The organism is Flaviramulus sp. (assembly GCF_982512915.1).
Map to the genome: position 1 here is coordinate 1 of NZ_CEWOCJ010000024.1, position 14177 is coordinate 14177.

The window sequence follows — 14177 nt, forward strand, 5'->3', positions numbered from 1 at the left end:
CCTTTGTGCATTTCAATAAATTCTTTTGATAAATGCAAGCCAATACCAGAACTAGCTTTATTGTTATTTGAACCCTGAAAAAAGGCCTGAAATGCGTTATTAATTTCTTTTTTTGGGATACCTATACCGGAATCTTTGAAATGAATATTTACAAAATTACTATCAAATTCATCTACAATATCTATTGTAATAACACCATTATTTGGAGTGAATTTAAATGCATTAGATAACAAATTAAAATAAACCTTATCCATTAAGTTTCTATCTAAAAAAACCAACAAATCTTCGTTATTGGTACTTAATTTAAAATTAATGTTCCGCTTTTGTGCCTCACGTTCAAAATCCTTAAAAATTAAATCAGAAAATTGATATAAATTAGTTTTTGAGGCTTTTAAAACAAACTTACGGTCTTCAATTTTTCTAAAATCTAGTAATTGGTTAATTAATCGAAGTAATCGTTTGGAGTTATTAAAAATTAAACCAACTTCATTCAATAATTTATTATCGCGAATTACTTTGTTTTCTGTTAAAGATTCCGTCGAAGATAAGATAAGTGTAATAGGAGTTTTAAATTCGTGCGACAAACCAGTGAAAAAATTAACTCGGGCTGCGTTACTAATTTTAACTTCTTCTGCAATCTTTTTAATTTGATTACGCTGTATAGTAATTTTTTGATTCCGTAGCTCAAGCTCCCGTTTTTTCTTTTTAATGTTGTATACCGAATAAATACTAAAGGCTGCCAAAAGTAAACTTATGATTAAAAACCCTAAAAGTAACTTTAATATGTTACTTTGAGTGGAATATGTTTTTTCCTGTAATTGAATTTTACCTTGTTGTTTTTCTATATCATTTTGCTGTTGTGTGATTTTATCAAATTGGTTTTTCAAAATATCTGCATTTCTTGAGTCAATAACAGTAGTTCCCAGTATATTTTTTTTAGCTGTAGTCTCACCTTTTAGTATCTTCACAGCAAGTTTGATTGCCTCCTCGCCACCAGTTGGATAAAGTATGGTTGCCATAAAGATTTGATTTTGAACATGTTTAATGCCACCATTTGGCCCATTTAAACCATCTACACCTATTATTTTGATAGATTGTTCCAGTCCTTTTTCTTTTAAAACTTCCCATGCCCCTAAAGCCATTCGATCATTATGCGCGAATATATAATCGATATTCTTTAAGTTATCTAAAATTTCAGATAAGCTATCTTTTATTGAATAACTTTCCCAGTTTCCTTGGATTCTTTTCACCACACTTAAATTAGGAATATCGTTAATAACATTATTAAATCCAGAACTACGCTCTGATGCTGGCGAGGAACCTAATAACCCTTTGATTTCTATAATATTCTTTGGTTTAGTATTTAAGGATGCTAAATAATTTGCCGCATTTGTACCAACTTGATAATTATCTGCGCCTAAATAAGCCGTATAGTTTTCACCATTAATTTTTCTATCAACTATTAAAACTGGAATGCCTTTTTTAAAAGCTTTTTCCACTATAGGTGTTATAGGCGCAGCTTGTACAGGTGAAACAATCAAAACATCAACATTTTCAGCTATTAATGCTTCAATATCTTTAATTTGATCTGTAATATCATCTTGTCCTTCTGAAATTTTCAATTCAATCTCTGGATAAAAAGCAGCTTGAATTTCCATGGCTTGATTCATGGATTTCCGCCAGTCGTCATTAATTCCTGTTTGAGAAAAACCAATTTTGTATTTTATAAGATCTGAGTTGTCTATACATCCAAAAAGAAAGTTTATTAAAAAAAATAACATTAAAATATAGAATATACGAATCTTTTTCATTTCTTATTTTTTGTGTAGTTTTCTAAATTTAAAAATTTTTAAATTAAATTTGAATTTTTACTTATGGTATTTAAATATTAATTTTTGTTCAAATGTAATTAATTACTTTAAAGTAGACATATAAACCTTAAAACCAAAAAGGCTGAAAGTTCTCTCTAAAAAGAAGTTGAATTGAACCTGAGAACTCTCGTAAGATGGAAGATTCTATTTCAAGCAGAGTAAAAAAAATTATCTTCTTCTAAAAAAATTAATAATTTAAAAAAACCAAAAATTATTATTAAAATATAAAGCATGACCTTATTAACTGAAAGATATACTGGTTTAGTTAATCATTGTAAATAATTCAATTATATATGGTTAAGCCTTAATATTAAAACATGCTCTCCAGATAGATATAAAGCATTGAAAACAAATAATTTACAGGATTTTATTTTTAAAAGTTATAAAGTAGATTATAAATAATATTGTTTATCTAAATTTTAAAAAGATTTTCAACCAATAGCATTTATTCTATATTTGCTTAAAAAAAGACCAAATGAGATTAACTTTATTAGCATGCATTTTAATTTTTATCACTTCTTGTGGTAATGATGAGAACTCTATAGATTACGTGTCCAAGAATGATGCAGACATACAAACTTACTTAGCAGATAATAATTTAACTGCTCAAAAAAGTAGTTCTGGATTGTATTATATAATTGATGAACTTGGTGATGGTGCCCAACCTACAGCTATTGATAATGTGACAGTTGCTTACAAGGGCTATTTTTTAGATAGTTCAGTTTTTGATCAAAGTAGTGACGCTGGAATTTCGTTTAACCTACAACAAGTTATTGCAGGCTGGACGGAAGGTATTACTTACTTTAGAGAAGGCGGAAGTGGTATACTTTTAGTACCTGCTCATTTAGGATATGGTAATAATAACTTTAGAGGAATACCAGGTGGCTCTGTTTTAATTTTTGATATCAATCTTATTACAGTCAATTAATAATTTTATTAGTTATAAGAAAAGAAAACCACCGTTTTAAATTTGGTGGTTTTCTTTTTAAATCAAAATATAAATTATAATAAAAATTATTTTACCCTAAACTTGCCAAACTAGTTTTAAGCGTTTCTATTTTAGCTAAAGCATCTGCTTCTTTTTTACGCTCGTTTACTATAACTTGCTCTGGTGCTCCTGCTACAAAACGTTCGTTTGAAAGTTTCTTTTGCACCGATTTTAAAAAGCCTTCTGTGTAATTTAATTCTTCAGTAAGTTTTTTAATTTCAACTTGTAAATCAATGGAACCTGCCATCGGAACAAAATACTCGTTAGATTTTACTCTAAAGGTTAAAGCGCCTTCTATAGCTTCTTTAACATAATCTATAGCTTCTAAATTTCCCATTTTAGAAATAATCGTATCAAAAGTTGTATGTGATTTTTCATTATTGATTACTGAAAAACCAATAGCATCTTTAAAAGCTATGTTTTTTTCTTTTCTAATGTTTCTAATTCCAGAAATGACTTCCGATGCAAATTCAAATTCTGAAATAATAGTTTCGTTTACTGGTTTAGATTCTGGCCATTTAGAAACAATCAATGCTTCTTGTGGCGTTCTTTCTTTAATGTAATGCCAAATATCTTCAGTTAAAAAAGGCATAAAAGGATGCACTATTTTTAGATTATCCTCAAAAATAGCCATCACACTTTTTAAAGTTTCAGCATCAATAGGCTGTTGATAAGCTGGTTTTATCATTTCTAAAAACCATCCACAAAAATCATCGAAAATAAGTTTATAAATAGCCATTAAAGCATCGCTTAATCTGTATTTACTAAAGTGGTCTTCAATTTCTATTAATGCCTTTTGGAATTTAGATTCGTACCAAGCTATCGCAATTTTACTAGATTCTGGCTGTGGAATTGTATGGTTAACTTCCCAGCCATCTACCAATCTGTAAGCATTCCAAATTTTATTACCAAAACCTTTACCTTGTTGGCATAAAGTTTCATCAAACATTAAATCGTTTCCTGCGGCAGAGCTTAACAACAAACCAACACGGACTCCATCGGCACTATAATCATCTATTAATTTAAGAGCATCAGGTGAATTACCCAATGATTTACTCATTTTTCGGCGTTGCTTATCACGAACTAAACCTGTTAAATACACATTATTAAAAGGTTTTTCTCCTTTGTATTCATAACCTGCAATAATCATTCTGGCTACCCAGAAAAACAAAATATCTGGTCCTGTAACTAAATCATTGGTTGGGTAATAATATTTTATATCGTTATTTTCAGGATTTCTAATACCATCAAAAACACTCATTGGCCACAACCAAGAAGAAAACCAAGTATCTAAAGCATCATTATCTTGAAGCATGTTGGCTATTGTTAATTGTTGGTTCTTTGTTTTTTGTTTAGCTAATTCTAATGCTTCTTCTATTGTTTCTGCTACTACAAAATCGTCTTTACCATCGCCATAATAATATGCTGGTATTTGCTGACCCCAAATTAATTGTCGAGAAATATTCCAATCGCGAATATTTTCCATCCAATGGCGATAAGTATTTTCAAATTTCTTTGGAAATAGTTTAATGTCTTCATCAACCAATACCGCCTTTATTGCAGGTTTAACCAAATCTTCCATTTTTAAAAACCACTGATCACTCAACCTAGGCTCAATAACAGCCTTAGTTCTTTCAGATGTTCCAACTTTGTTGGTATGCATTTCAGTTTTTACTAAAAAACCGTGCTCCTCAAGTTCTTTTACAATCTCTTTTCTTGCAACAAAACGATCTTTACCTTCATAATGTAAACCAAAACTATTCAAAGAGGCATCTTCATTAAAAATATCAATAACTTCTAAGTTATGTTTATCTCCAAGATTTTTATCGTTTTCATCATGTGCTGGCGTCACTTTAAGACATCCTGTACCAAATTCCATATCTACATAATCATCCTGAATTATTGGGATAACACGATTGCTAATAGGCACAATAGCTTTTTTTCCACGTAAGTTAACAAAGCGTTCATCATTAGGATTGATACAAATAGCTGTATCTCCAAATATAGTTTCAGGACGTGTTGTAGCTATGGTTAGTGTGTCAGTACTTTCTTCAATTTTATATTGTAAATAATATAAGTTTCCTTGGCGCTCTTCATAAATCACTTCTTCATCAGAAAGCGTTGTTTTAGCCTCAGGATCCCAATTAACCATTCTATAACCACGATAAATTAACCCTTTATTGAACAAATCAACAAAAACCTTAATTACGGCTTCACTCATATCATCATCCATGGTAAATTTGGTTCTGTCCCAATCACATGAACACCCTAATTTTTTTAACTGTTGAAGTATCACTCCACCATACTCATTCGTCCAATCCCAAGCATGTTTTAAAAATTCATCACGAGATAAATCATTTTTATCAATTCCCTGTTCTTTTAATTTCGCAACAACTTTAGCTTCAGTTGCTATAGATGCATGATCTGTTCCAGGAACCCAACAAGCATTTTTACCCAATAGCCTAGCACGTCTTATTAATACATCTTGTATAGTATTATTAAGCATATGTCCCATGTGCAATACACCAGTTACATTGGGTGGTGGAATTACAATGGTATATGGCTCTCTTTCATCTGGTTCTGAATGAAAATAGTTGTGTTTCATCCAGTAGTCATACCACTTATTTTCTACCTGACTTGCATCATATTTTAAAGGCATTTGCATACTTTGGAATAGTTTTTGAATAATGATTGGCAAAAGTACTTATATTTCTTTTTCTATGAAAGATTTATTAGTTAATGATAAAAATGAACAAGACTAAATTTAACAGTTTTTAAACTAAATTTGAAAAAGTTGTTTGTACTTTTAACTTAGTTAATCATGTTAATAAACGTGCATTACATCTATTATTTTTGCAGATTGTAGAAAAAGTAAGTATGTTTGACAGGAAACTGAGTGTGATTTAACTCAACACTTTTTAATATTTTTGATTATTAAGGTGTTACAATAAAAATAAAAAGATAAAACCATGAAACAATTAATTACTATTTTATTTATCGGATTATTCAGTTTTGCTTTAAACGCACAAGCAAAAATTGAATTTAAAACTGAAACTATTGACTATGGGACTATAGAAAAAGGTTCTAATGGCGTAAGAGTATTTGAATTTACTAATACTGGAAATGAGCCTCTTATAATTTCTAAAGTTTCTTCAAGTTGTGGTTGTACCATTCCTAAAAAACCTGAAGACCCAATTTTACCTGGTAAAACTGGCCAAATTGAGGTTAAATATGATACCAATAGAGTTATGCCAATTAGAAAAACAATAACTGTTATATCTAATGCTGATACTCCAACTGTAGCTTTAAAAATTAAAGGAGAAGTAATTGACTCAACAAAATTAAGCTTACTTGATAAAAAAGAAAAAAGCATTATTGAGCAATAAAATAATGATATTTTAAAACAAAACACCCAAGCAGTTGCTTGGGTGTTTTGTTTTAATTAGACTTTCTAAGGTTAAAAAAACTATATAAAATTTCCCCTTTTCTGTCTACTCTACCTTCAATCGTATTTTTTTTTGCTGGCTTTTCATAAAATTTCTGATAGATTAAGCAAGTTGTAATGATGTGAGGATTTTTCATTTATCCTAATTATTTTATCGCTTTTAATAAACTACTTTTCCTGCAGAAGAACCTTTAAAACAGGCTATCTATTTATACCCGTTTTTTAAAAAAACTTTAAGATAATTTTCTCAACTTTGTAAATTAAACTGAATTAGATGCCAACAATATCAAAAAAAGGGCAGTTAATGCCTCAATCACCTATACGTAAACTAGTTCCTTATGCTGAAGCTGCTGCAAAAAAAGGAAAAACTATTTACTACTTAAATATTGGACAACCAGATATAAAAACACCTGAAATTGCATTAGATGCAGTTAAAATGAATTCCTTAGAAATTTTAGCATATACAAGATCTGAAGGCTCTGAAGATTACAGAAAAAAAATTGCACATTACTACAAAAAAAATGATATCCAAGCAAAACACGATGATATTATTGTTACTACAGGTGGTAGTGAAGCACTTTTATTTGCATTTGGAAGTATTATGGATATTGATGACGAAGTTATAATTCCTGAACCTTTTTACGCAAATTACAATGGTTTCTCAACAGCATCTGGTGTTAAAATCGTTCCTGTAATTTCAAAAATTGAAGATAATTTTGCATTACCTCCTATTGAAGAATTTGAAAAATTAATAACGCCAAAAACAAAAGCAATATTAATATGTAATCCAGGAAATCCTACAGGTTATTTATATTCAAAAGAGGAAATTCAAAAACTAGCTACTATAGTTAAAAAGTATGATTTATTTTTAATTGCAGATGAAGTTTACCGCGAATTTGCTTATGATGGAAATACGCATTATTCTATTATGCAAGAACCTGGATTGGAAGACTATGCTATCATGATTGATTCTGTTTCAAAACGATATAGCATGTGTGGTGCTCGTATAGGCTGTTTAGTATCAAAAAATAAAAGTGTTATAGAAACCGTATTAAAATTTGCTCAAGCAAGATTAAGTCCACCAACATTAGCTCAAATTGCTAGTGAAGCGGCATTGGATACACCACAAAGTTATTTTGATGCTGTTATTGAAGAATATGTTGAGCGACGAAATGTTTTAATAGAAGAATTAAGTAAAATTGAAGGCGTAAAAGTAGCAAAACCTAAAGGCGCATTTTACTGTATTGCAGAATTACCAGTGAAAAACTCGGATGATTTCGCTCAATGGCTACTTGAGCATTTTGATATAGATGGTGAAACTATTATGGTTGCTCCTGCTGGCGGATTTTATTCTACTCCTGGAGTAGGTTTAAACCAAATTAGAATTGCTTACGTACTTAATAAAGAAAGCTTAAAAAAATCAGCTAATATTTTAAAAGAAGCTCTAAAAGCATATAAAGACTAGTGAAAATATTTAAAAACATATCCTTAAAACCATACAATACATTTGGAATTGATGTTAAAGCTAAGCAATTTGTTTCTGTAAATAATATTGATGAATTAAAATATGTTTTATTATCAAGTAAAAAAAAAACCAAGCTTATTTTAGGCGGCGGCAGTAATATACTTTTAACCAAACCTTTTGATGGCATTGTAATTCACATAAACTTTAAAGGGATAGAAATTATTTTTGAAAATGAAGACTTTGTTTATGTTAAAGCCAATGCTGGAGAAAACTGGCATGAATTTGTAATTTGGTGTATTAACAATGATTTTGGTGGTATTGAAAATTTATCTTTAATTCCCGGAAATGTAGGTACCGCACCAATTCAAAATATTGGAGCTTATGGTATTGAACTCAAAGACGTTTTTGAATCTTGTGAAGCTATTTCTTTAGAAAATCATGAAATAAAAACATTTAGTAAATCAGCTTGTAATTTTGGATATCGAAACTCCATTTTTAAACAAGAAGCAAAAGGAAAATACATTATTACAAGTGTAATTTTTAAACTTACTAAACAAAATCATCAATTACATATTAACTACGGAACCATTACTTCTGAACTTAAATCAATGCATATTGAAAAACCGAGTATACAAGATATTTCAAAAGCCGTTATTTCGATTAGAGAAAGTAAATTACCCAATCCTAAAATTATTGGAAACAGTGGCAGTTTTTTTAAGAATCCTATTATTTCAAAAAATCAATTTAACCAACTACTTGAAAATTTTAATGACATACCAAGTTACCCAGTTAATGATGAAGAAGTAAAAGTTCCTGCTGGTTGGCTAATTGAAAAAGCTGGTTTTAAAGGAAAACGTTTTGGTGATTATGGAATACACAAAAATCAAGCCTTGGTATTAGTTAATTATGGTAATGCTAAAGGAAAAGACATCTTGAAACTTTCAAAATTAATTCAAATAACCATCAAACGCCTTTTTGACATTTCAATCGAAGCTGAAGTAAATATCTTATAATTTAAAAGAAATTTCTAACTTTGATTTTATTATTTAATCAGTAAATCAGTAAACTAAACCAACTTAACTTGATTTCATCCATAGAAAAAGAAATAGTTTCATTGTTGCAAAAAGGCGATAAGAAAGCCATTAGTTTATTATATGAAAACTATGCAGACACGCTATATGGTGTTATTAAAAAAATAATCACTGATGATGATACTGCTCAAGATGTCCTTCAAGAAAGTTTTGTAAAAATATGGCGTTACTCAAAAAAATACGATGCGAGTAAAGCTAAATTATTTACTTGGCTATATCGAATTTCATATAATACGGCTATTGATAAAATAAGATCTTTAAAAAACAAAAACAGTAACGAAATCCAAATTGAAACTTCTTCCGTATATAAAATAACATCAAACGCATTAAATGAAGATGTGCTAGATATACAAAAACATCTTAAAAGCTTAGATGAGAAGTATCAAATTGTTTTAAATGCACTTTTTTTTGAAGGTATGACACAACAAGAAGCTAGTGAAGAACTTGATATTCCACTTGGAACAATAAAATCGAGATTAAAAATTGGATTGAGAGAATTAAAAAAAATCTATAATCCTTAATATAACAAAGTCATGAATGAGAAAATAAATACTTTTTTAAATTCTGGCCTATTAGAAAAATATCTATTAGGTGAAACTAATTCTGAAGAAACAGAAATGGTGGAATCTTACATTTCAAAATACCCAGAAGTACAGAATACATATAACACATTGCAATTTAATTTAGAAGTGGTTGCAAAAAGTAACGCTATTGAAGCGCCAAAAAGCATCTTAGATTCTATTTTACAAGAACTAGATGAAAAACCTGTTGTTAAATTAAAACCTCAGATAAATTATAGCAAATGGTATAAGTTTAGTGTCGCTGCTAGTATTGCTGCACTAATTTTTGCAGGAACTTCTTATATATTTTACAATCAGAATCAGAAACTCTCTGAAGAAAACCAGGTGGTTGTTGACGAAATTTTTGACTTAAGAGGTGATATAGAGAAAAATAATAGAATGCTTGATAATGTAATGCGTCAACTTTTAAAGCTAAATAATCCTGATACTGAAAAGTATATTATAACTGGAAATGAAAGAGCTAAAGATCTTAGAACTGTTGCTTACATCAACCCAAAAGAAAAAACATCTATGATTGATGTTGTTTCTTTACCAAAATTACCTGAAGAACAATGTTACCAAATATGGGCAGAATTGCAGGGTAAAATGGTAAGCCTAGGTATTTTAAATGAAGCTGACAGAAAGTTGCAAAACATCCCATACATGGAAGACGCTTTGGCGTTAAGCATAACTATAGAACCTAAAGGTGGAAATAGCGTAGCATCTACAAGAAATTCAGTGGCACAAATTAGCTTACAATAAGGCTAAAAACACATATTAAAAACCCTCATTTTTTTTTTAAAATGAGGGTTTTTTAGTTATAAAATTTTGCAAAATTATTCTTTATCAAATAATGCTTTATGAATAAAACCTGCCACTATAGCTCCGGCTATTGGAGCAACCCAAAACAACCAAAGCTGATTCGTATAGTCAGCACCAGCAAATAAAGCTTGACTTGTAGAACGTGCAGGATTAACCGAGGTGTTTGTAATTGGGATACTTATTAAATGTATCAAGGTTAAACCTAAACCAATAGCAATAGGAGCAAATCCTTTGGGAGCTCTTTCATTAGTGCTTCCTAAAATGATTAAAAGGAAAAACATCGTCAATAAAAACTCAGCAATTAAAGCGGCTGTCATTGAATAACCATCAGGTGACAAATCACCATATCCATTGGATGCAAAACCACCAATAGTAGAAAACTCAGCTTGGTTTGATAATATTAAGTATAAAGCTCCAGCAGCAGCAATAGCTCCAACTAATTGGGCTAAGACATAACCTAGTAAATTTTTAGCTTCAAACTTGCCACCTGCCCAAAGGCCTAATGATACTGCAGGATTAAAATGGCCTCCAGAAATATGTCCAACAGTATAAGCCATGGTTAATACAGTTAAACCGAATGCGAGAGCTACTCCAGCAAATCCAATTCCTAAATCAGGATAACCAGCAGCAAACACAGCACTACCACAACCCCCAAAAACAAGCCAAAAAGTTCCAAAAAACTCTGCAAATAATTTTTTCATAAGATTAATGTTTTAATAGTTAGTTAATTAAATGTACAATTATTTTTTTTGACACAAAAAATAGTAGTTAGTCACAAACTAGAATTACTGTAAGTTCTAAATTAATGCATAAAAGCATTATCTTTGTCCAAAATAATTTAAAATGAAACTTCTTTTAATTACCATTGTTTTATTAGGTCTTGGATTTGCTGGAATTGCCATTAAAATTTGGGCAAAAAAAGATGGTAAATTTGCAGGTACCTGTGCAAGCCAAAACCCAATGTTAAATAAAAATGGAGAGGCCTGTGGATTTTGTGGCAAAACCCCAGATCAGTTTACCGATTGTAACGAACCTCAACATTTATAACATTTGATGGTGTTTCTTGACGTTATTTTCTACACATTTATTGTTGTAGTTTTTATTCAAGTTGTAGTTTATATTTTTTTATACGGAAAGTTCGCTTTTTTAAAACAGCTAAAAGAGCCTTCCAAAAAAATCCCAATTTCAGTTATTATTTGCGCAAAAAATGAGGCCGATAATTTAAAAACTTTTTTACCCTATATCATTAATCAGGATTATCCAGATTTTGAAATTGTTTTAATTAATGATGCTTCTCATGACAAAACTTTAAAAGTGATGCAAAGTTTTGAAAAACTACATGAAAACATAAAAATTGTTGATGTAAAAAGTATTGAGGCTTTTTGGGGAAATAAAAAATATGCCTTAACCTTAGGTATCAAAGCTTCAAAAAATGAATATCTTTTATTTACAGATGCTGATTGTAAACCTATATCAAATCAATGGATTAAAGAAATGAGTTCTCATTTTAACAACGAAAAAACTATTATTTTAGGTTATGGCTCATATTCAAAAATTAAAAAATCATTTTTAAATAAACTCATCCGTTTTGAAACTTTAGTAACAGCAATAAATTATTTTTCACTTGCCAAATTAGGCACGCCATACATGGGTGTTGGTAGAAATTTAGCTTATACAAAAAAAGAGTTTTTTAATGCTAATGGTTTTATTAAACACATAAAAGTTAGGTCTGGTGATGATGATTTATTTATTAACCAGATAGCAAATAAAACAAATACCGCGATTTGTTTTTCAAAAGAAAGTTTTACAGAATCAAACCCTAAACCAGCCTTTAAAGACTGGTTTAGACAAAAAAGACGACATGTTTCAACTGCTAATCATTATAAACTCAAGCACAAAATCCTTTTAGCTCATATTTACAGTTTACAATTTTTATTTTGGATTTTATCAATAATTCTAATTATGGCCACTTTTAAATTGCAAATAGTTGCTAGTTTAATTTTATTTAGAATTATTTTACAATATGTCATATTTGGCAACTCTTCAAAAAAATTGGGTGAAATAGATTTATTGATTTTGCTTCCTTTTCTAGAAATATTTTTACTTTTTACACAATTAACTATCTTTATAAATAATCTTGTTTCAAAACCTAACCATTGGAAATAGAGGAAGCTATTAAACGTGCCAAAGCAAATGACCAAAAAGCATTTAACTATTTATTAGATACTTTTTGGGAGGATATTTATGGTTATCAATTAAAACGCACTCAAAATGAAAATGATGCTGAAGATATTAGTATTCAAACATTCTCAAAAGCTTTTGATAAAATCGAAACTTTTGATGATAACTACAAGTTTAAAACTTGGTTAATTACTATTTCGAAAAACATACATATAGATTTATTGAGGAAAGAAAAAAACTCTATAACTCAAATAATTTCCAAAGATGAACGTGAGATTTTTCAAATTTTAGATGAATCACCTTCACCTGAAGATGAACTAATAACTGAACAAAATCTAGCAAAACTACTACGCGATATAAAAAAATTAAAGCCTCATTATCAAGAAGTTATAAATTTACGCTATTTTCAAGAATTAAGTTATAAAGAAATTTCAAAAGAGCTTAAAGAGCCCATTAATAATGTTAAGGTAAAATTACTTCGTGCAAAAAAACTACTTGCAGAAATCATAAGAGAGGAATAAATGATAAAAAAAATTAAAAACTTAGGTCCAGGTTTATTGTTTGCTGGTGCAGCGATAGGTGTATCGCATTTGGTTCAATCTACCAGAGCTGGAGCTGATTTTGGATTAGGCTTACTTTGGGCTCTATTATTAGTTAATTTATTCAAATATCCCTTTTTTCAATTTGGACCAAGATATGCTACTGCTACAGGCGAAAGTTTACTTGACGGTTATAAAAAATTAGGCAAAGGTGTTTTAATGACTTATTATACTCTAAATATAGCTACTATGTTTACCATTCAAACTGCAGTAACCATTGTAACTGCGGGTTTAGCTTCAACTTTATTTGGTGATTTTATTAGCATAGAAATTTGGACAGTAATAATACTTTTTGTTTGTTTTTCATTATTGGTTTTTGGCAAATACAAATTATTAGATAATCTTATGAAAGTTATTGTTGTTACTCTAACAATTAGTACAATTTTAGCTGTTTTTATGGCACTTTCATATAAATCAAGTCCAATTTCATTGAAACAAATACTTCCAAGTGGTGCTTTAGAAATTACTTTTTTAATTGCTTTTATGGGTTGGATGCCTGCTCCATTAGATGTTTCTGTGTGGCAATCTTTATGGGCTATAGAAAAGAATAAGGACACTAAAAAATACAATACAAAATCAGCATTGTTTGATTTTAATATAGGTTATTTAAGTGCGATTTTAATAGGCATTGGCTTTCTTATGTTAGGAGCTTTAATAATGTTTAATAGTGGAGAAACATTTAGTAATTCAGCAGGTGTGTTTTCTGGTCAGTTAATAGATTTATACACCAAAAGCCTAGGTAATTGGGCACATTATATTATAGCCATTGCAGCTTTTACCACGATGTTTAGTACTACTATAACCACTTTAGATGCTTCTCCTAGAGTTATGAATAGAACAACTGATCTATTATTTAATAAATCTTCAAAATATGGTTATTTAATATGGATTCTTATACTCACTATAGGTACTATTGGTATCTTTTTCTTTTTAGATTCTGAAATGGGATTATTAATTAAAATAGCCACCATATTATCGTTTATAACTGCTCCATTTTATGCAATAATAAATTATAAACTCATATCTAGTGTTCATACCCCAAAAGAGTGGCGACCTTCTAAAAAAATGCATTTTTTAAGTTGGTTTGGTATTACTTTTTTAATAGGATTTAGCATCTGGTATCTTACCACATTATAAGAATATTTAAATGAATAC

General features: G+C 29.6%; 13 protein-coding genes. 10 read left to right on the forward strand and 3 right to left on the reverse strand.

What is annotated here, in order from left to right:
* A partial coding sequence (locus AC1XJX_RS12095) for a substrate-binding domain-containing protein (protein WP_482004246.1) occupies positions 1 to 1811 on the reverse strand: 1811 nt, incomplete at its 3' end.
* A gap of 535 nt (positions 1812 to 2346) precedes the next feature.
* Here AC1XJX_RS12095 and AC1XJX_RS12100 point away from each other — a divergent pair.
* A complete protein-coding gene (locus AC1XJX_RS12100) occupies positions 2347 to 2799 on the forward strand; it encodes an FKBP-type peptidyl-prolyl cis-trans isomerase (protein ID WP_482004247.1) in 453 nt (150 codons plus the stop codon).
* Positions 2800 to 2890: 91 nt separating this feature from the next.
* On the opposite strand, the gene AC1XJX_RS12105 is transcribed toward AC1XJX_RS12100, so the two are convergent.
* Positions 2891 to 5524 carry a valine--tRNA ligase gene (locus AC1XJX_RS12105; RefSeq protein ID WP_482004248.1) on the reverse strand — a complete coding sequence of 878 codons (2634 nt, stop codon included), beginning with the start codon at positions 5522 to 5524 and terminating at the stop codon, positions 2891 to 2893.
* Between the two features lie 304 nt (positions 5525 to 5828).
* Between AC1XJX_RS12105 and AC1XJX_RS12110 the strand changes: the two genes are divergently transcribed.
* The 5 genes from AC1XJX_RS12110 (at position 5829) to AC1XJX_RS12130 (ending at position 10182) form a co-directional block, all read left to right on the forward strand.
* Entirely contained in the window at positions 5829 to 6245 is a 417-nt protein-coding gene (locus AC1XJX_RS12110) for a DUF1573 domain-containing protein (RefSeq protein WP_482004249.1), read from the forward strand.
* Positions 6246 to 6578: 333 nt separating this feature from the next.
* Positions 6579 to 7769, forward strand: coding sequence for a pyridoxal phosphate-dependent aminotransferase (locus AC1XJX_RS12115; protein WP_482004250.1), 1191 nt, complete (start codon positions 6579 to 6581; stop codon positions 7767 to 7769).
* Positions 7769 to 8782: a UDP-N-acetylmuramate dehydrogenase gene (murB, locus tag AC1XJX_RS12120; RefSeq protein ID WP_482004251.1), complete on the forward strand. Its 1014-nt coding sequence runs from the start codon at positions 7769 to 7771 to the stop codon at positions 8780 to 8782. Before AC1XJX_RS12115 ends, murB begins: the two co-directional genes overlap by 1 nt.
* Positions 8783 to 8850: 68 nt before the next feature.
* The gene (locus AC1XJX_RS12125) at positions 8851 to 9381 is read left to right on the forward strand and encodes an RNA polymerase sigma factor (protein ID WP_482004252.1); all 531 of its coding nucleotides are present in this window, start codon (positions 8851 to 8853) and stop codon (positions 9379 to 9381) included.
* A gap of 12 nt (positions 9382 to 9393) precedes the next feature.
* Complete coding sequence (locus tag AC1XJX_RS12130; protein ID WP_482004253.1) at positions 9394 to 10182, forward strand: anti-sigma factor domain-containing protein; 789 nt, start codon at positions 9394 to 9396, stop codon at positions 10180 to 10182.
* A 74-nt stretch (positions 10183 to 10256) separates the two neighbouring features.
* Here AC1XJX_RS12130 and aqpZ read toward each other — a convergent pair whose 3' ends face one another.
* The gene (gene aqpZ, locus AC1XJX_RS12135) at positions 10257 to 10943 is read right to left on the reverse strand and encodes an aquaporin Z (RefSeq protein WP_482004254.1); all 687 of its coding nucleotides are present in this window, start codon (positions 10941 to 10943) and stop codon (positions 10257 to 10259) included.
* A gap of 142 nt (positions 10944 to 11085) precedes the next feature.
* Here aqpZ and AC1XJX_RS12140 point away from each other — a divergent pair, with 142 nt between their 5' ends.
* From AC1XJX_RS12140 to AC1XJX_RS12155, 4 genes are read left to right on the forward strand one after another with little or no spacing between them, the layout of a single operon-like run.
* Positions 11086 to 11289: a membrane or secreted protein gene (locus AC1XJX_RS12140; protein ID WP_482004255.1), complete on the forward strand. Its 204-nt coding sequence runs from the start codon at positions 11086 to 11088 to the stop codon at positions 11287 to 11289.
* A 6-nt stretch (positions 11290 to 11295) separates the two neighbouring features.
* Positions 11296 to 12408, forward strand: coding sequence for a glycosyltransferase (locus AC1XJX_RS12145; protein ID WP_482004256.1), 1113 nt, complete (start codon positions 11296 to 11298; stop codon positions 12406 to 12408).
* Complete coding sequence (locus tag AC1XJX_RS12150; protein WP_482004257.1) at positions 12399 to 12944, forward strand: RNA polymerase sigma factor; 546 nt, start codon at positions 12399 to 12401, stop codon at positions 12942 to 12944. Before AC1XJX_RS12145 ends, AC1XJX_RS12150 begins: the two co-directional genes overlap by 10 nt.
* Positions 12945 to 14159 carry an Nramp family divalent metal transporter gene (locus tag AC1XJX_RS12155; protein ID WP_482004258.1) on the forward strand — a complete coding sequence of 405 codons (1215 nt, stop codon included), beginning with the start codon at positions 12945 to 12947 and terminating at the stop codon, positions 14157 to 14159.
* Positions 14160 to 14177 lie beyond the last annotated feature (18 nt).

Excerpts from the sequence above, each read along its gene's own strand:
- AC1XJX_RS12100 (WP_482004247.1), top strand. The coding sequence starts at position 2,347 with ATGAGATTAACTTTATTAGCATGCATTTTAATTTTTATCACTTCTTGT.
- AC1XJX_RS12105 (WP_482004248.1), bottom strand. The coding sequence starts at position 5,524 with ATGCAAATGCCTTTAAAATATGATGCAAGTCAGGTAGAAAATAAGTGG.
- AC1XJX_RS12110 (WP_482004249.1), top strand. The coding sequence starts at position 5,829 with ATGAAACAATTAATTACTATTTTATTTATCGGATTATTCAGTTTTGCT.
- AC1XJX_RS12115 (WP_482004250.1), top strand. The coding sequence starts at position 6,579 with ATGCCAACAATATCAAAAAAAGGGCAGTTAATGCCTCAATCACCTATA.
- AC1XJX_RS12130 (WP_482004253.1), top strand. The coding sequence starts at position 9,394 with ATGAATGAGAAAATAAATACTTTTTTAAATTCTGGCCTATTAGAAAAA.
- aqpZ (WP_482004254.1), bottom strand. The coding sequence starts at position 10,943 with ATGAAAAAATTATTTGCAGAGTTTTTTGGAACTTTTTGGCTTGTTTTT.
- AC1XJX_RS12140 (WP_482004255.1), top strand. The coding sequence starts at position 11,086 with ATGAAACTTCTTTTAATTACCATTGTTTTATTAGGTCTTGGATTTGCT.
- AC1XJX_RS12145 (WP_482004256.1), top strand. The coding sequence starts at position 11,296 with ATGGTGTTTCTTGACGTTATTTTCTACACATTTATTGTTGTAGTTTTT.
- AC1XJX_RS12155 (WP_482004258.1), top strand. The coding sequence starts at position 12,945 with ATGATAAAAAAAATTAAAAACTTAGGTCCAGGTTTATTGTTTGCTGGT.